General features: G+C 64.1%; 17 protein-coding genes. 10 read left to right on the top strand and 7 right to left on the bottom strand.

Going from position 1 to position 17,130, the window contains the following annotated elements; genetic code table 11:
- Positions 1 to 62: 62 nt before the first annotated feature.
- Together AB7245_RS14265 and hpaR are read right to left on the bottom strand one after the other, a co-directional pair.
- Positions 63 to 1,208 carry an ABC transporter substrate-binding protein gene (locus AB7245_RS14265; RefSeq protein WP_085403906.1) on the bottom strand — a complete coding sequence of 382 codons (1,146 nt, stop codon included), beginning with the start codon at positions 1,206 to 1,208 and terminating at the stop codon, positions 63 to 65.
- Positions 1,209 to 1,502: 294 nt separating this feature from the next.
- The gene (gene hpaR, locus AB7245_RS14260) at positions 1,503 to 2,018 is read right to left on the bottom strand and encodes a homoprotocatechuate degradation operon regulator HpaR (RefSeq protein ID WP_085403907.1); all 516 of its coding nucleotides are present in this window, start codon (positions 2,016 to 2,018) and stop codon (positions 1,503 to 1,505) included.
- A gap of 111 nt (positions 2,019 to 2,129) precedes the next feature.
- Here hpaR and hpaH point away from each other — a divergent pair, with 111 nt between their 5' ends.
- The 6 genes from hpaH to AB7245_RS14230 all read left to right on the top strand — a co-directional run bounded on the left by hpaH (position 2,130) and on the right by AB7245_RS14230 (position 8,721).
- Positions 2,130 to 2,936: a 2-oxo-hept-4-ene-1,7-dioate hydratase gene (gene hpaH, locus AB7245_RS14255; RefSeq protein ID WP_085403908.1), complete on the top strand. Its 807-nt coding sequence runs from the start codon at positions 2,130 to 2,132 to the stop codon at positions 2,934 to 2,936.
- Positions 2,937 to 2,966: 30 nt separating this feature from the next.
- Positions 2,967 to 3,365 (top strand): 5-carboxymethyl-2-hydroxymuconate Delta-isomerase, encoded by a 399-nt coding sequence (locus AB7245_RS14250; RefSeq protein WP_085403909.1) that lies wholly within the window; start codon positions 2,967 to 2,969, stop codon positions 3,363 to 3,365.
- Positions 3,358 to 4,896, top strand: a complete 1,539-nt coding sequence (gene hpaE / locus AB7245_RS14245; protein ID WP_085403910.1) for a 5-carboxymethyl-2-hydroxymuconate semialdehyde dehydrogenase — start codon at positions 3,358 to 3,360, stop codon at positions 4,894 to 4,896. The genes AB7245_RS14250 and hpaE overlap by 8 nt, the downstream gene beginning before the upstream one ends.
- Before the next feature lie 127 nt (positions 4,897 to 5,023).
- On the top strand, positions 5,024 to 6,007 hold the full coding sequence (hpaD, locus tag AB7245_RS14240; RefSeq protein ID WP_085403911.1) for a 3,4-dihydroxyphenylacetate 2,3-dioxygenase: 984 nt from the start codon (positions 5,024 to 5,026) through the stop codon (positions 6,005 to 6,007).
- Between the two features lie 194 nt (positions 6,008 to 6,201).
- Positions 6,202 to 7,071, top strand: a complete 870-nt coding sequence (locus tag AB7245_RS14235; protein WP_085403912.1) for a fumarylacetoacetate hydrolase family protein — start codon at positions 6,202 to 6,204, stop codon at positions 7,069 to 7,071.
- A 24-nt stretch (positions 7,072 to 7,095) separates the two neighbouring features.
- Positions 7,096 to 8,721, top strand: coding sequence for a thiamine pyrophosphate-dependent enzyme (locus tag AB7245_RS14230; protein WP_085403913.1), 1,626 nt, complete (start codon positions 7,096 to 7,098; stop codon positions 8,719 to 8,721).
- Between the two features lie 6 nt (positions 8,722 to 8,727).
- Here the strand turns inward: AB7245_RS14230 and AB7245_RS14225 are convergent, their stop codons facing one another.
- From AB7245_RS14225 to AB7245_RS14205, 5 genes are all read right to left on the bottom strand, one after another.
- Positions 8,728 to 9,372 carry a hypothetical protein gene (locus AB7245_RS14225; RefSeq protein WP_028146918.1) on the bottom strand — a complete coding sequence of 215 codons (645 nt, stop codon included), beginning with the start codon at positions 9,370 to 9,372 and terminating at the stop codon, positions 8,728 to 8,730.
- A gap of 72 nt (positions 9,373 to 9,444) precedes the next feature.
- On the bottom strand, positions 9,445 to 10,098 hold the full coding sequence (gene alkB / locus AB7245_RS14220; protein ID WP_085403914.1) for a DNA oxidative demethylase AlkB: 654 nt from the start codon (positions 10,096 to 10,098) through the stop codon (positions 9,445 to 9,447).
- A gap of 9 nt (positions 10,099 to 10,107) precedes the next feature.
- Positions 10,108 to 10,854, bottom strand: a complete 747-nt coding sequence (locus AB7245_RS14215; RefSeq protein WP_085403915.1) for a 2OG-Fe(II) oxygenase — start codon at positions 10,852 to 10,854, stop codon at positions 10,108 to 10,110.
- A 156-nt stretch (positions 10,855 to 11,010) separates the two neighbouring features.
- Positions 11,011 to 11,697: a DUF2848 domain-containing protein gene (locus AB7245_RS14210; protein ID WP_085403916.1), complete on the bottom strand. Its 687-nt coding sequence runs from the start codon at positions 11,695 to 11,697 to the stop codon at positions 11,011 to 11,013.
- Complete coding sequence (locus AB7245_RS14205) at positions 11,690 to 13,039, bottom strand: amidase (RefSeq protein ID WP_085403917.1); 1,350 nt, start codon at positions 13,037 to 13,039, stop codon at positions 11,690 to 11,692. Before AB7245_RS14205 ends, AB7245_RS14210 begins: the two co-directional genes overlap by 8 nt.
- Positions 13,040 to 13,232: 193 nt before the next feature.
- On the opposite strand from AB7245_RS14205, the gene AB7245_RS14200 reads away from it, so the two are divergent.
- From AB7245_RS14200 to AB7245_RS14185, 4 genes are all read left to right on the top strand, one after another.
- A complete protein-coding gene (locus AB7245_RS14200; RefSeq protein ID WP_085403918.1) occupies positions 13,233 to 13,646 on the top strand; it encodes a Zn-ribbon domain-containing OB-fold protein in 414 nt (137 codons plus the stop codon).
- Between the two features lie 3 nt (positions 13,647 to 13,649).
- Entirely contained in the window at positions 13,650 to 14,789 is a 1,140-nt protein-coding gene (locus AB7245_RS14195) for a thiolase C-terminal domain-containing protein (protein WP_085403919.1), read from the top strand.
- Positions 14,790 to 14,927: 138 nt separating this feature from the next.
- The gene (locus tag AB7245_RS14190) at positions 14,928 to 15,842 is read left to right on the top strand and encodes an SDR family oxidoreductase (protein ID WP_085403920.1); all 915 of its coding nucleotides are present in this window, start codon (positions 14,928 to 14,930) and stop codon (positions 15,840 to 15,842) included.
- Positions 15,843 to 15,956: 114 nt separating this feature from the next.
- A complete protein-coding gene (locus tag AB7245_RS14185; RefSeq protein WP_085403921.1) occupies positions 15,957 to 17,123 on the top strand; it encodes an SMP-30/gluconolactonase/LRE family protein in 1,167 nt (388 codons plus the stop codon).
- The last annotated feature ends 7 nt before the right edge of the window (positions 17,124 to 17,130 follow it).

Here is a 17,130-nt window from a genome sequence, read left to right as displayed (position 1 = left end):
GGATGCGTTCGCCGAAAGACGGTTCGACCTCCCCGATCGAAATCGGGGAGGCCGTTTCAACGTCAGTCGTTGAACTCGATGTGCTTGTCGAAGACGATGCTGCCCTTCTCGTTCTTCACGATGTTGTAGCCGTGGAGACCATCGCCGTTCTGGTCGAAATTGTATTCGCCCTCGGCACCCGGGAACTTCTTGATCGCGAGGATGGCTTCGCGGACCTTGGCCGGATCGGTCGTGCCGGCCTTGTTGATGGCCGCCGACAAGACGCTGATGGCGTCGAAGGTCCAGGAGCTCTGGTTGTCGGGCGCGACCTTGACCGCATCGCGGTAGATCTTGCCGAATGCCTTCGAACCTTCACTGGAATCCTCGGCATAGTCCGCCACGCCATACGTGTTGTAGAGCGCGGGACCTGCGAGCTTCAGCGCGGTGATGTTGACGATCGAAGGCGAGCCGACCCACGGGATGTTGACGCCGAGCTGACGGAGCTGGCGGGCGAAGATGCCGAGATCGTTCTCGAACGTGAAGTAGGAACCGAGGATGTCGGCGCCGGACTGCTTGATCGCGAGCACGACCGGGGTGAAGTCCTGGCTCTGGTTGGCGTAGCCTTGGTCGAGCACCGAGGGGGCACCGAGCTTTTCGAGCGCGGCGGTCAACGCCTTGCCGCCGGCGGTGCCAAAAGCGTCGGTCGAGTGCAGCACGGCCCACTTTTTCTTGCCGAGCGTATTGACGCCGTATTCGGCGATGACGCGACCGGAATAGCTGTCATTGGGGCGGCAGCGGAACAGCCACTGATTGCCCATGTGGGTGAGGTTAGGATCGGTGCCGCCGATCATCACGGGCTTGCCAAGCTTGATCACGTCGGGCGCCATCGCGTGCACCTGGGTCGAACGGATCGAGCCGAGGAACCCGACGATGTCGGACTGCGCGGCGAGCTTGGAGAAAGCGAGCACGATGCCGGGATTGGTGGTCTGGTCGTCCTCGACGATCAACTCGCCTTGTTTTCCCAGGATACCGCCGGCTTTGTTCACAGCTTCGAGCGCGAGCTTGGCGCCCTTGATGGCGTAACCGCCGGATTCAGCGGCGGGACCGGTGACGGGCGCGCACATGCCGATCTTGATGGTGGCGCCTTGCGCATGCGCGCTCTTGATGAGGTATGGCGCGGCAATGCCGGCAGCAATTCCGGCCGCGAAGTCGCGTCTCGTCAGTCTCATTCATTCCTCCCTGGGGCCGGGCATCCTTGTCGGCCCTTCTTGGTCTTGGCTCTATCGCTGAATACAGAACCGGATGCTACTTACGAATTCTGCCGATACGAGTAAATTGATATTGCGCCAACATCGACTAACTGCGCAGAGCGCGCACCCAATAGTGATCAACACCCGCGACGGCTGTCTATTCTCAGCGATTTCTCACGGCATTTTCACGCATTTCGTGGCGATCGCGCTGCCCACGCATTATGCAATGATGACAGTCATGCGTAGTTGGAAAGTGATCATGCAAATTTGCCGTTACGTTTCATCCGTGACGTCACTCGCGCCCGTGGAAGCGAGACACGATTCCAACTGACCGAGCATCTCCTGCAACTCGGCGAGCTTGCGCGCGCCGAAGCGTTGCGTGATCTCGGCGTAGATCGCTTCCGAGGATGGGGCGACCGCGGCCATCAGCTTCACGCCCTCCTTCGAGATCGAGACCATGCTGCGGCGCTGGTCCGCCTTCGCGGTCTTGCGCTCGATCAGATTGCGCGCCTCGAGATCGCGCAGGATGCGCGACAGGCTCGGGCCGAGGAGAAATGCCGTGCGCGCGAGCTCTGTCACCTCCGCGGCCTCGATGGCTGCCAGTGCGCGGAGGATGCGCCATTGCTGCTCGGTCAGGCCGTGCTCGCGCAGCTTGGGACGAAATTGCCGCATCACCGCTTCACGCGCCCTGAGCAGCGACATCGGCAGCGAGCGCGAGAAGTCGCGCATCGGCACCTGCCGTGCGGCGGGCTCACTTCCGTTCGCGGGATCAGCCGGTCTCTTCGCCATGTCGTCCTTTCAAGCCGCAAAATGTTTGCAGTGCAGCAAACCCAAATTGTGTTTGACGCATTCACTTAACATGTTAAGTATCTCCGGGCACCACGATTTGTAAGATCACAGATGGCGCTTTCCAACGACGATATCCAAGCTTGCGCGAACCGTCTGCATCAGGCGGAGAAGACCCGCACCCAGATCCGGCAGCTCTCGCAGGATTTTCCAGGCATTACCATCGCTGACGCCTACGCGATTCAAAAGGCCTGGGTCGACCTCAAGCTCGCGGAGGGCCGCACCGTCAAAGGCCACAAGATCGGCTTGACCTCGAAGGCGATGCAGAGCGCGCTCAATATCGACGAGCCGGATTCAGGCGTGCTGCTCGACGACATGTTCTTTGCCGATGGCGGCCTTGTCCCGACCGAGCGCTTCATCGCCACGCGCGTCGAGGCCGAGCTCGCCTTCGTCATGAGCAAGCGCCTCGCGGGGCCGGACTGCACGATGTTCGACGTGCTCAACGCCACCGACTTCGTCGTGCCGGCGCTGGAAATCCTGGACACGCGCATCGAGCGCGTCGATCCCAAGACCAAGGCGACGCGAAAGATTTTTGACACCATCGCCGACAACGCGGCGAATGCCGGCATCGTGCTCGGCGGACGGCCGATCCGCCCGCTGGACGCCGACCTGCGCTGGATCGGCGCGCTCTGCTTCAGGAACGGCCAGCTCGAGGAGACGGGCCTTGCCGCCGGCGTGCTCAATCATCCCGCGACTGCGGTGGCCTGGCTCGCCAACAAGATCGCGCCGCTCGGCCTTGCGCTCGAGCCCGGGCAGGTCGTGCTCGCCGGCTCCTTCATCCGTCCGATCGAGACCCGCAAGGGCGACACAATTCAGGCCGATTATGGCGCCTACGGCTCGGTGAGCTGCTACTTCGCTTAGACGAACAAAAAAACAGGGAGTGAAACCGCGATGCCGCATTTCACCATCGAATATTCGGCCAATCTCGACGGCCGCCTCGACATCGGCGCCGTCTGCGAGGTGGTGCGGAAGGCGGCAGTCGAGACCGGCATCTTCCCGCTCGGCGGCATCCGCGTCCGCGCTGTCAGGTGCGAGCACTACGCGATCGCGGACGCGCGGCAGGACTACAGCTTTCTCGACATGGTCCTGCGCATCGGCGAAGGCCGCGACCTTCCCACGCGTCAGAAAGCCGGCGAGCACGTCTTCCAGGCGCTTTCAAAACATCTCGATCCCGTCTTCGCCGCCAGCAAGTTCGCCCTGTCGTTCGACATGCAGATCAACGACAAGGACACCAGCTGGAAGCGCAACAACATCCACGACGCCCTGAAAGTGGAGGCTGCCCATGGATAAGCCCACGCCGAAAGCCGATGTGTTCCAGGCCAATCGCGACCGCGCAGCACCGCTGCTGAAGAAGCTGCGGGCCGACGGCATCGGCCACATGATCGACGGCAAGATCGTCGCCTCGATCTCCGGTGAGACATTCGAGACGAAGTCGCCGGTCGATGGCGCCACGCTCGCGAGCGTCGCACGCGGCAACGCCGAGGACATCGACGCCGCAGCCACCGCCGCTGCGCTGGCCTTCAAGTCCTGGCGCGACATGGGACCGGCGATGCGGAAGAAGCTGCTGCACCGCGTCGCCGACGCGATCGAGGACAATGCCGAAGACATCGCGGTGCTCGAATGCATCGACACCGGCCAAGCCTATCGCTTCATGGCCAAGGCCGCGATCCGCGCCGCCGAGAATTTTCGCTTCTTCGCCGACAAATGCGCCGAGGCGCGCGATGGCCAGAACACGCCGAGCGACGAGCACTGGAACGTCTCGACCCGCGTGCCGATCGGCCCGGTCGGCGTGATCACGCCGTGGAACACGCCGTTCATGCTCTCGACCTGGAAGATCGCGCCGGCACTGGCCGCGGGCTGCACCGTCGTGCACAAGCCGGCCGAATGGTCGCCGGTGACGGCCGCCGTTCTGGCAAGGCTCGTCAAGGAAGCCGGCGTTCCCGACGGCGTGCTCAACACCGTGCACGGTTTTGGCGAGGAGGCCGGCAAGGCCCTGACCGAGCATCCCGCGATCAAGGCGATCGGCTTCGTCGGCGAGAGCGCGACGGGATCGGCGATCATGGTTCAGGGCGCGCCGACCTTGAAGCGCGTGCATTTCGAGCTCGGCGGCAAGAACCCGGTGATCGTGTTCGACGACGCCGATCTCGACCGCGCGCTCGATGCCGTCGTGTTCATGATCTACTCGCTCAACGGCGAGCGCTGCACGTCGTCGAGCCGTCTGCTGATCCAGCAAGACATTGCCGAGACATTCATCGAGAAGCTGACCGCGCGCGTGAAGGCACTCAAGGTCGGCCATCCGCTCGATCCCGCCACCGAGATCGGGCCGCTGATCCACGAGCGGCACCTGGCCAAAGTGTGCTCCTATTTCGACGTCGCGCGGCAGGACGGCGCGACGATCGCAGTCGGCGGCAAGGCCTATGACGGCCCGGGCGGCGGACATTACGTCGAGCCGACACTGGTGACCGGCGCAACCGGCAAGATGCGCGTGGCGCAAGAGGAAGTGTTCGGCCCCTTCCTCACCGTGCTGCCCTTCAAGGACGAGGCCGACGCCATCGAGATCGCTAACGACACCCGCTACGGCCTGACCGGCTATGTCTGGACCAACGACGTCGGCCGCGCACTGCGCGTTGCCGACGCGCTGGAGGCCGGCATGATCTGGCTGAACTCGGAAAACGTCCGCCATCTGCCGACGCCGTTCGGCGGCATGAAGGCCTCAGGCATCGGCCGCGATGGCGGCGACTACTCGTTCGACTTCTACATGGAAACCAAGCACGTCTCGCTGGCGCGGGGCACGCACAAGATTCAGAAACTGGGAATTTGATTGTCATTCCGGGGCGCGCGGAGCGCGAGCCCGGAATCCATTCATCCACCAACTCTGCTGCGCGATGGATTCCGGGCTCGGCTCTGCGAGCCGCCCCGGAATGACAGAAGACCGAGGGGAAACGCCGATGCCCGTACCGCAACACATCTTCGAACCGCCGTTCAACATCATCCGCTCCAGCCACGTCGTGCTCGACGTGACTGACCTGAAGCTCAGCCGCGAATTCTACGAGACCACCGTCGGCCTGCATGTCGAGGATGCCGACGACAAGGTCGTCTATCTGCGCGCAGCCGAGGAGCACCAGCATCACTCGCTGGTGCTGCGCAAGGCGGCGGTGCCCGCCTGCGCCCGGCTCGGCTTCAAAGTCGGCAACGACAAAGACCTCGACAAGGCCGCCTCCTTCCTTTCGGAGAACGGTCTCTCTTACGCCTTCGTCGACCAGCCCTTCCAGGGCCGCACGCTGCAATTCACCGACCCCTTCGGCTTCCAGATCGAGCTCTACGCCGCGATGGACCGGCGCCCGCATCTGCTTCGCCGCTACGATCTCTACAGGGGATGCCATCCACAGCGGCTCGATCATTTCAACGTCTTCGCCGCCGAGGTGCAGGACACCGTCGAGTTCTACGCGCGGCTCGGCTTCCGCCTCACCGAATATGCCGAGGAGGACGGACCGAACGGGCGCATTGCGGCTGCCTGGATGCATCGCAAGGGCAATGTCCACGACTTCGCCATCACCAACGGCAAGGGCCCTCGCCTGCACCACTTCGCCTACTGGACGCCGACGGCGATGAACATCATCCATCTCTGCGACGTGATGGCCTCGCAAGGCTTCGTCAAGAACATCGAGCGCGGCCCGGGACGCCACGGCATCTCGAATGCGTTCTTCCTCTACGTGCGCGACCCCGACGGGCACCGCCTCGAACTCTACACCAGCGACTACTTCACCGGCGATCACGACCACGAGCCGCTGCGCTGGTCGCTGCGCGATCCGCGCCGCCAGACGCTGTGGGGCGCGCCGGCGCCGCGGTCCTGGTTCGAGCAGGGCTCGCCGTTCAGCGGGCAGGCCGTGCGTGAGCCGAAGTTCGTCGCCGACGTGCTGGTGGCGGATTAATGCCGATGACAGGCAAAGCCTCTCTCTTCGTCGTCCCTGCCTAGTGCGCAATTGCGCACGGGAGCAGGGACCCATAACCACAGGGAGGAGTTTGGTGAAGACCCGTTGTTCGGTACTCCTACCTCATCCAATCGATAGATTCCGCGGTATGGGTCCCGGCGTTCGCCGGGACGACAGGAAGTGAAGAGTCACCAATGAAGCTCCCTCGCCTCGCCACCTATTCCGTCAAGGGTGAAACCAAGTACGGCGCCGTCCTTGAGGGCGGCATCGTCGATCTCTCCGCACGCCACGCAAAAGACTATCCGACGCTGCGCGAAGTGATCGCCGCCGGAAAGCTCGTGGGCCTTGCCGAGGAGGCAGCCAGCCTGACGCCAGACCATGCGCTCGGCGACATCACCTGGCTGCCGCCCGTGCCCGCGCCGGAAAAGATCATCTGCATCGGCGTCAACTATCCCGACCGCAATGCCGAGTACAAGGACGGCCAGGAGGCGCCGAAATATCCGAGCATGTTCATGCGCTCGCCCCGCTCCTTCGTCGGCCACGAGACGCCGCTGGTGCGCCCGCGCGCGTCAGCGCAGCTCGACTACGAAGGCGAGATCGTGCTTGTGATCGGCAAGGCCGGCCGGCACATCGCGGAAAGTGCCGCGCTCGACCACATCGCGGCGCTCACGCTCTGCAACGAAGGCTCGGTGCGCGACTGGCTGCGCCACGCCAAGTTCAATGTCACGCAGGGCAAGAATTTTGATTCCAGCGGCAGCCTCGGCCCGTGGCTCGTGCCCTACACGCGGGAATCGCAGATCGCCGACATTCGTCTGACCACGCATGTCAACGGCGAGCTCAGGCAGGAGGACCGGACCAGCCGGCTGATGTTCCCGTTCCGCTATCTCATCAGCTATATCTCGACCTTCGCGACGCTGGTCCCCGGTGACATCATTGTGACGGGCACGCCGACAGGTGCCGGTGCGCGGTTCGATCCGCCGCGCTATCTGACGCCCGGCGATGTCATCGAGGTCGAAGCCGAAGGCATCGGCATGCTACGGAATGGCGTCGTCGACGAAGCCTGACAACAATCGAAATGGAATAGTGCAATGACCACCCTCACCGGCGGCGAAGCGATCGTAAGCGGCCTTGTCGCCCACGGCGTCGACACCGTGTTCGGCCTGCCCGGCGCGCAGGTCTACGGCCTGTTCGACGCCTTCCACCAGGCCCAGCTCAAGGTGATCGGCGCGCGGCACGAGCAGGCCTGCGGCTACATGGCGTTCGGCTATGCGCGCTCCAGCGGCAAGCCCGGTGTGTTCAGCGTGGTGCCCGGCCCCGGCGTGCTCAACGCGAGTGCGGCGCTGCTGACCGCCTACGGCTGCAACGAGCCGGTGCTGTGCGTCACCGGCCAGGTGCCGACGCAATTTCTCGGCAAGGGCCGCGGCCATCTGCACGAGATGCCGGACCAGCTCGCGACCTTGCGCACCTATGTGAAGTGGGCGGATCGGATTGAAACGCCCGGCAACGCGCCGACCACCGTGTCGCGCGCCTTCCAGGAAATGACGTCCGGCCGTCGCGGCCCCGCCTCGGTCGAGATGCCCTGGGACGTCTTCACCCAGCGCGCGGACACCTGTGCCGCGAAGGTGCTGGAGCCGCTGCCCGCGCCACTGCCCGATCCTGATCTGATCACCCAGGCGGCCGCGGTGATCAGGAGCAGCAAGGCGCCGATGATCTTTGTCGGCAGCGGCGCGATCGAGGCGCGCGACGAAATCCTCGAGCTCGCCGAGATGATCGATGCACCCGTCGTCGCCTTCCGCAGCGGGCGCGGCATCGTCTCCAACGCGCATGAGCTGGGGCTCACGATGGCTGCCGCCTACAAGCTATGGCCGAAGACCGATCTCATGATCGGCATCGGCTCGCGGCTGGAGCTGCCAACCATGTCGCGCTGGCCGTATCGTCCCGACGGATTGAAGAGCATCCGCATCGACATCGATCCCGTCGAGATGCGGCGCTTCATCTCCGACACCGCCATCGTCGCCGATGCCAAGACCGCGACCGCCGATCTGATCCAAGCGGTCAGCAAGGCCGGCTACGGCAAGACCGCCGGCCGCCGCGCCGCGATCCGCGAGGCCACCGCGACCGCGCTGGCAGAGATCCAGAGCATCCAGCCGCAGATGGCCTATCTCAACATCCTGCGCGAGGTGCTGCCGGCGAACGCGATTGTCACCGACGAATTGTCGCAGTTCGGTTTCGCGTCCTGGTACGGCTTTCCGATCTACGAGCCGCGCACCTTCATCACGTCAGGCTATCAGGGAACGCTCGGCTCGGGCTTCCCGACCGCGCTTGGTGCCAAGGTGGCCAATCCCGACAAGCCCGTGGTGGCGATCACCGGCGACGGCGGCTTCATGTTCGGCGTGCAGGAGCTTGCCACCGCCGTGCAGTTCAACATCGGCGTGGTGACGCTGGTGTTCAACAACAACGCCTATGGCAATGTCCGCCGCGACCAGCGCGAGCGCTTTAACGGCCGCGTGGTCGCGTCCGATCTGGTCAATCCGGATTTCGTCAAGCTCGCGGAGTCCTTTGGTGTGGCGGCCGCGCGTGTCACCGCGCCGGACCAGTTCAAGGCGGCGATGGAAAAGGCGCTGGCCCATGACGGGCCATATCTGATTTCGGTGGAAGTGACGCGGGATTCGGAAGTCAGCCCGTGGGCGTTCATTCATCCGCCGAAGCCGTAGAGCTTCTCACGGGCTCTTCCCAGTCGCCGCCTCGCCCGGCGAGCCGATCATGTCATCGGCCACGCGAGAAATCAGGTCCTCGATACCGGTGGGAAAACTTATGCCGTGAGCATCCTCGTCAGCCATGTATACGATGGCGCGCTCCGGCCTGGAAGGTATCCAAAACTCGTACTTGGCGCGCCACAATACCAAATGAGCAAAAAGCGTCTGCAATCTTACTGAGAGCTCTTTGGCCTGTTGTTGTCTGCCTCCGCCTTTGAAATAATCGTCCTTCGAAAGCCAATCGATGATTTGCAAGTTCAGTGGGTACAAACAGTTGCTCGTATAATTGCGGATGACGCCATGCTCTAACTTCTGTCGGTCGTCCAAAGAGAGATATCCGTGGGCAAGAACGTTGTCATACGACCCATCTAGCTCCGGATGAGCACGAGTGATTTCGTCGCAGAGCCGCCGTGCCAGCGCGTTCTGTATAATGAAGGCCTTCCTCGTCGCCAGCAGCAGGGATAGCAGGTGAACAAGCTGAGCGCGCCGCGCAGTACGGGCCGCCCTCCATTGAAGAGCACTTTCGATCGCAAGCTTCGAGACATACCCCAAGGCTGCAATCACAGCACCGATCAGCGCCGTGCTCAGCCATCCCGGTATTTGCTGCATGGGCCCCTCGACTTTCGTACTCGGGTAGCCCCAAGTCTAGCCGATTTCCTGCGAGCAAGCACTCTGCTTGATTCACCGCGTCCTGCGGAACGTCAGATTGATCCGCTGCCGCCCGAGCAGGGCGTGCTCGCCATCGGCGAGCGGCGCGACGCCGTGATAGGCGAGTCGGCTCGGCCCGCCCCAGACCACGACGTCGCCATGGACGAGCCGGAAGCGGCGTGACTTGTCGCTGCGCGCCAGGCCGCCAAACAGGAAGGTCGCGGGCAGCCCGAGCGAGACCGAGACGATCGGGGCCGAATAGTCCAGCTCGTCCTTGTCCTGATGCAGCGACAGCCGCGTGCCGGGTTCGTAGCGATTGACGAGGCAGGCGTCGGGCGCAAAGTCGGTGAACCCGCCCTGCTCCGCCGCGCCTCGAGCCAGGTCGCGAAGCACCGTCGGCATCTGGGGCCATGGCGCGCCGGTTCGCGGATCGATCGGATCATAGCGATAGCCGGTGTGATCGGTGATCCAGCCGCGCTCGCCGCAATTGGTCATCGCCACCGACATCAGGTGGCCGCCGGGCGTGGTCATGCGGCGGAACGGCGACTGCGCCACGATCGCGCGCACGGCGGCGATCAGCTCGCTCTCGATCGGCCTGACGAATCCGCGCAGCAACACGGCGCCGTCGGCGATCTCCTCACGCGACGGCTGTGCCTCGGCGGCCGTGTCGAACAGATCACCCGTCAATCGCAGCGCTCATTTGGCATCATGGAAGATCACACCCAGCGTATGACGCTGGCCGGACCTGATCCGGCTGACGCCATGGCGGAGATTAACGCGGTAGGTGCCGCGTGTCCCCTGCACCGGGCGGTGATGCACGGCAAAGGCCACAGCGTCGCCCTGCGCCAGCGGCACGACCTCGGCGCGCGACTGCATGCGCGGGCGCTGCTCGGTCAGCACGAACTCACCGCCGGTAAAATCGCGTCCCGGCTCGGACAAGAGGATCGCGACCTGGAGCGGAAACACGTGCTCGCCATAGAGATCCTGGTGCAGGCAGTTGAAATCGCCGGTCTCGTACTGCAGCAGCAGCGGCGTCGGCCGCGCCTGGCCTGCCTCGTGGCAGCGCTTGAGGAACGCCGCATGCGCGGCTGGATAACGGATGTCGATCCCCATCGCCTCGTTCCAACGATTGGCAACGCCCTGAAGATGCGCATAGAGCGCCGGGCGGAGCTCCGCGATCAGATCGGGCAGCGGGTAGGAGAAATATTTGTACTCGCCACGGCCAAACCCGTGGCGGCCCATGACGATGCGGCTGCGGAAGCCCGCATCATCGGGATAGAGCGCGGCGATGGCGCGGCATTGGTCCGGCGTCAGCAGATCCTTCAGGACGGCGCTGCCCTGGGCATCGAGCTCGACGGTGATTTGAGGCCAGTCGAGGGCGTCGACGTGGGTGGCGAGGTCGACTGAGGGCTTAGGGGGTGATTTGCGTGCCGTTGCTGTCATGACTGCCACCTTCGCAAGACCGGCCCGCCCTTTGCCACCCGATTCCCGACTATCTCCTCGTCATTGCGAGCGCAGCGAAGCAATCCAGAGTCTTTCCGCAGAGGGATCCTGGATTGCTTCGTCGCAAGGGCTCCTCGCAATGACGGCGGAGGGGTATCAGCCTCGCACCGGCAGCGTCGTCACGTCGTACCCGTGCTTGATCGTCCGTTTCAGCACCGGATCCTCGAGCTCGAACTCGAACCGGTCCGCCGGGCGGATGCCGCCCTTGGCAGCAAAGGTGCCGCCGAACATGGCGCAGCCGTCGGGGAACTTGCCACCCTCAAAGCCGCGCGCGATGAGGTCGGCGACCGGCAGCATCGCGTCCAGCGTGCCCTCCTGGTAGAGCACGCGCTCGCCCTTGATGGTGGCGTAGGAGCGCAGGATCATCCTGTCCCAATGACCGATGACGTCCTCGAGCTCCCAGAGCGTGGATGCGACCGGCTTGTCGCACATCTGCTTGGAGACCGTGACGTTGTAGGCCTCGACCTTGCGGTCGGTATGGTCGGAGCCGCAGCCGACGAAGATGCGGCCCTGCCAGCCGATCAGCACGAATTCGACCTCGCCGGAGGAATCGCCGCCACAGCATTCGATGCCGTCTTCCTGGGTCAGCCGGCGCGCCGAGGCGCGGTAGTAGATCGGCGTCGAGGCCGGCGGGGCGATGCCCATCTCTTGCAGCTCGGCGATGTGCTTGTCGCGCGCGACGGGATCGCGGCCGGTCCAGCCCGCAATGACCATCTGGTCGATCGCCAATGTCAGCGGCGTGGTGGTGTCCTGGGCGTCAACGGTGAAAGTCAGGTCAAACACGAATTACGGCCTCCATGCCGGCAGCAAGCTCGAAAATACGACGGTCAGATCCGCCCGCGCCCGCCAGCATCAGGCCGACAGGAACGTCACCCTCGCGATGCGCGGGCAGCGAGATGGCGCAGCCGTCGATCATGTTGATGAGGGTGCAATTGCGCAGCGCCCGCAGGTTTTCCCTGGTGAACGCCTTGTCATCGGCGAGATCGGAAATCTTCGGCGGCGTGTTGGCGGTGGTGGGCAGCACCAGCGCGTCATAGGGCGCGACGCGCGCATTGACGCGCACGATCAGCGAGCGGCGCTCGTTGAGGAGATCGATGTAATCGGCAGCGCTCTGCGCCTCGCCGCGCATGATGCGCACGGAGACCCTGGGGTCGTAGACGTCGCCCTTGGCCGTAATGAGGTAGCGATGCCAGGCATAGCTTTCGGACGCCGCAAAGCCGCCCTTGGCGTTCATCGGGCCGATGTCGTGAAATTCGGCCATCTCGATCCGCTCGATGATCGCACCGTGATCGGCGAGGCTCTTGAGCGCGCGCTCGAACGTCGAGGCCACGTCCGCATCGAGATCGTCGAGCGCAATCGTGGTCGGCACTGCGAGCCGCATGCCCTTTACCGGCCGCGGCTTCAGCGGGACGATCGGCTCGTTCGCGAGCACGGCATCGAGAATGGCACAGCAGCTGACCGACCGCGCCAGCGGCCCGATGCTGTCGAGCGAGAAGGACAGCGGCACGGAGCCGTCCAGCGGCACGCGGCGCTGCGTCGGCTTGTAGCCGACGATGCCGTTGAAGGCGGCCGGAATCCGGCAGGAGCCGCCGGTGTCGGTGCCGAGCGCGCCATGCGCCATGCCGTCGAGCACGGACACCGCGGCGCCCGAGGACGAGCCGCCGGGCACGTGTCCCTCGGCTCGGTTCCAGGCGCCCTTCGGCGTGCCGTAATGCGGATTGATGCCGATGCCGGAATAGGCGAACTCGGTCATGTTGGTCCGCCCGATCACGACGAAGCCGGCCTTGCGCAGCCGCGCCACCGTCGCGGCGTCCTGATCGGCCGGCGCAGAATCGTCGAGCGCGCGGGAGCCGGCGCGCGTGACCTGGCCCTTGATGTCGAAGAGATCCTTGATCGAGACCGGGATACCGGCATAGCGCGACGGCGCCGCCTTGGCCTTGCGCAAGCCGTCCATCGCATCCGCGGTTGCGAGCGCGGCGTCCTTGTCGACGTGGATGAATGTGCGTTGGCCCTCGCCGGCCGGGTCGGCGATCCTGGCGAGGCATGCCTCGACCAGCTTGCGGGAGGTCGTGCGGCCGCTTTCGAGGTCGTCGGCGAGTTTCGCCAGTGTCGGAAAATCGGGCATGTCTGTCTCACGGAATATTGCGCGCGCAATCTATAGCGCCGCCTCGGTTCGACACAAGCATTGTGCGCATGATGGCATGCATGCGCATTGCTGGACCGTTGACGCGCGATGGTCGATTGTCGCATCAAGATCGAAACAGCCAGGCGTGAAGCCCAGGCATTAGCAAGAATTGCCTTTGGGAGGGTTTTCCGACATGGCCGAACCGCAGCGCGCGCGCCCGAAACCGACGCCGGAGACCCAGCATTTCTGGGACGGCACGAAAGCGGGCGAATTGCGTTTGCAGCGCTGCGACGCCTGCGCGCATGTCTATTTCCCGCCGCGCCCGTTCTGCCCGTCCTGCGCCTCGCGCAAGGTCAGCATCTTCAAGGCGAGTGGCAACGGTTTCCTCTACAGCTACGTGATCAATCATCGTCCCGCCGCTCCCGGCTTCACACCGCCTTATGCGATCGCGGTGGTCGAGCTTGCCGAAGGACCGCGGATGATGAGCAACATCATCGACTGTCCGCAGACGCCGGAGGCGCTGGAGCTCGACATGAAGCTCGAAGTCGCCTTCCAGGCGCTCGACGACAAGATCACCCTCCCCGTGTTCCGTCCGGCGAAGGGATAGGCCATGCGCAGCAACCAGGTTGCCGTCGTCGGCGCGGCCGAGACCACCGAGCTCGGTGTCATCCCCAATATGTCGCAGCTCCAGCTCCACGCGGATGCGGCGCTCAACGCCATCGCGGATGCCGGGCTGAAACTCTCCGACATCGACGGCTTTGCCACCGCGGTCGAAACGCCGCAGCAGGTCTGCCATTATCTCGGCATCAAGCCTACCTGGGTGGACGGCACCTCGGTCGGCGGCTGCTCCTTCATGCTGCATGTTCGCCATGCCGCCGCGGCGATCGAGGCCGGTCTCTGCAAGACCGTGCTGATCACCCATGCCGAGAGCGGCAAGTCGATGATCGGCAAGGCGCCGCGCTCGATCCCCGCCGACAGCCTGCAAGGACAGTTCGAGGCGCCCTACGGCATCTACGGGCCACCCAGCATGTTCCCGATCCCCGTGCTGCGCTTCATGAAGACCTACGGCATCACGCATGAGCAGCTCGCCTCGGTGGCGGTGGTGCAGCGGGAATGGGCGGCCAAAAATCCCCGCGCGATGATGAAGGACCCGATCACGGTCGCTGATGTCCTCAACTCGCGCATGATCGCCTATCCGTTCCGGCTGCTCCAGTGCTGCCTCGTCACTGACGGCGGCGGCGCGCTGATCCTGACCTCGGCCGACCGCGCCAAGGATTTTCCGAGGAAGCCCGTCTACATCATGGGCACCGGCGAGAGCGTGGAGACGCCGATGGTCAGCCAGATGGAAACGTTCAACTCCTCGCGCGCGTTCAAGACTGCCGGCCCCCTCGCCTTTAAGGAAGCCGGCATCGCGCACCGGGATGTCGACCATCTCATGATCTACGATGCGTTTGCGCATCTGCCGCTGTTCGGCCTTGGCGACCTCGGCTTCATGCCGCACGAGGAAACCGGCCAATTCATCGCGGATGGCAACACGCGCCCCGGCGGCAAGCTGCCGCTCAACACCAATGGTGGCGGCCTGTCCTACATGCATTCGGGCATGTACGGCATGTACGCACTCCAGGAGAGCGTACGCCAGATGCGCGGGATTGCCCCGGCCCAGGTGCCGAATGCGAAGATTTCGGTGTGCCACGGCGTCGGCGGCATGTTCGCGGCATCAGGCACGATCGTGTTTACGAACGAGAGGTAACGACTGTCATTCCGGGGCGTCGCGTCAGCGACGAGCCCGGAATCCATAACCACGATCGGGAGTATGGATTCCGGGCCTGCGCCTTGCGGCGCATCCCGGAATGACGGCGGAAATTGGAACGGCTAGCGGAGAACCCACATGAGCAAATCACTTCAAGACAAGGTCATCATCGTCACCGGCGCGGGCCGCGGCATCGGGCGCGAGATCGCGCTGCTCTGCGCGGCGGAGGGCGCCAAGGTCGTCGTCAACGACCCCGGTGTTGCCGCCGACGGCGCCGGTTCCAGCGCTTCGCCCGCCGAGGAGGTGGTCGACGAGATCAAGAAGCGCGGCGGCATCGCGGTGCCCAATTTCGAGTCGGTGGCGGAGGCTGTCCCCGCCAGCAAGATCGTGAAGACCGCGACCGATCATTTCGGCAAGCTCGACGGCGTCGTCAACAATGCCGGCATCTTGCGTGACATGATCTTCCACAAGATGAGCGTGGAAGCGTTCGAGGCCGTCATCAAGGTTCACCTGATGGGCTCGTTCTACGTCAGCCACGCCGCGGCGCGGATCTTTCGCGAGCAGGAGAGCGGCTCCTTCGTGCACTTCACCTCGACCTCCGGCCTGATCGGCAATTTTGGCCAAGCCAACTACGCCGCGGCCAAGCTCGGCATCATCGGCCTGTCAAAGTCGATCGCGCTCGACATGGGCCGCTTCAACGTCCGCTCCAACTGCGTCTCGCCGTTCGCCTGGACCCGCATGATCGGCACCATCCCGACCGAGACCGAAGCCGAGAAGGCGCGCGTCGAGAAGATCAAGCAAATGGGACCGGAGAAGATCGCGCCGATCTGCGCCTATCTGCTCTCCGATGCCGCCAAGGACGTCTCCGGGCAGATCTTCGGCGCACGCATGAACGAGCTGTTCCTGTTCAGCCAGAACCGCCCGCTGCGCTCGGTTCATCGCAGCGAGGGCTGGACGCCGCAAACGATCGCGGAACACGGCATGCCGGCACTGAAGGGCTCGTTCTACAAGCTCGACCGTTCGGCCGACATCTTCCCCTGGGATCCCGTCTAGCCGTTCTCCCAGCTATTGTTGCATTGCGATCTCCGGTTGTCCGGCCGGAGATCGCCCGCATTACGCCCGATTGCGGGCGAATGGTTTCCTTCCAACAAAAAACGGGAGGCGACTATGACAAAATCACTGACCAATTCTGCCGATACTGACGAGCCTTGCCTCGGGCGCCGCACCCTCTTGAAGGGCGCGGCGGCTGCAGTAGCCGCGACGGGCGTCACCATGAACGCAGCCCTGGCGGCCTCCGTCACGCCGTTCGGCCAGACCGGCACTCCGACGATATCGACGGCCCCGTTGCCCTTGGGACCGCTTCCCGGCAGCCGCTACCCGGACTCCCGTCTGGAATCCGCGAAGAAGGGGCCGCCAACGTTCGGGCCTGCCGACTTCCCGGCCTTCGCCGGCACCATGGCGGTCGAGCGTGTTGCAACCGGCTTCCGATGGGCCGAAGGTCCCGTGTATTTTGCAGCCGGACGATATCTGCTGTTCAGCGACATCCCCAACAATCGCATCATGCGCTTCTCGGAGGATGACGGTCATACCAGCGTCTACCGTCAACCCTCGATGAACTCGAACGGCAACACGATCGATCGCGAAGGACGCCTGATCACGTGCGAGCATAGCGGGCGGCGTGTGACGCGCACCGAACTCGACGGCTCGATCACCATTATTGCCGACAAATTCAATGGCAAACGACTGAACTCGCCGAACGATGCGGTCGTTACCGCCGATGGCGCGATCTGGTTCACCGATCCGGCCTACGGCATCGGTGGCTTCTATGAGGGCATCAAGGCCGACCCCGAGCAGGAGAAGAAGAACGTCTACCGCGTCGACCCGAAAACCGGCGACGTCAAGGTCGTCATCGACGATTTTGTGGAGCCCAACGGGATCACCATCTCGCCCGACGAGAAGAAGCTCTACATCTGCGAGACCGGGTTCACGGACGGACCGGACAACCCATCGCATATCCGCGTGTTCGACCTCGACGTGGCGGCGGGGAAAGTGTCGAACAGCAAGGTCTTCGCCGAGATGCCAAAGCCAAGCATCACCGACGGCGTCCGCTGTGACACCGAAGGACGGGTCTGGTGTTCGGTGGGCTGGGGCGATCCGAACGAAGACGGCGTGCGCTGCTATACGGCCAACGGCCAACTGCTTGGCAAAATTCACATCCCGGAAACCGTCGCCAACCTGAGCTTCGGCGGGCAGCAGCGAAACAGACTCTATATCTGTGGCTCGACATCGCTCTATGCTGTGTACACCGGTGTGCAGGGCGCACTAAAGCCGTGAACATCAA

Source organism: Bradyrhizobium sp. 604_D8_N2_3, from assembly GCF_051810765.1.
Classification (GTDB): Bacteria; Pseudomonadota; Alphaproteobacteria; order Rhizobiales; family Xanthobacteraceae; genus Bradyrhizobium; species Bradyrhizobium barranii.
The sequence above is the reverse complement of the archived record's forward strand: the minus strand, read 5'-3'. Positions and strand labels throughout refer to the sequence as shown.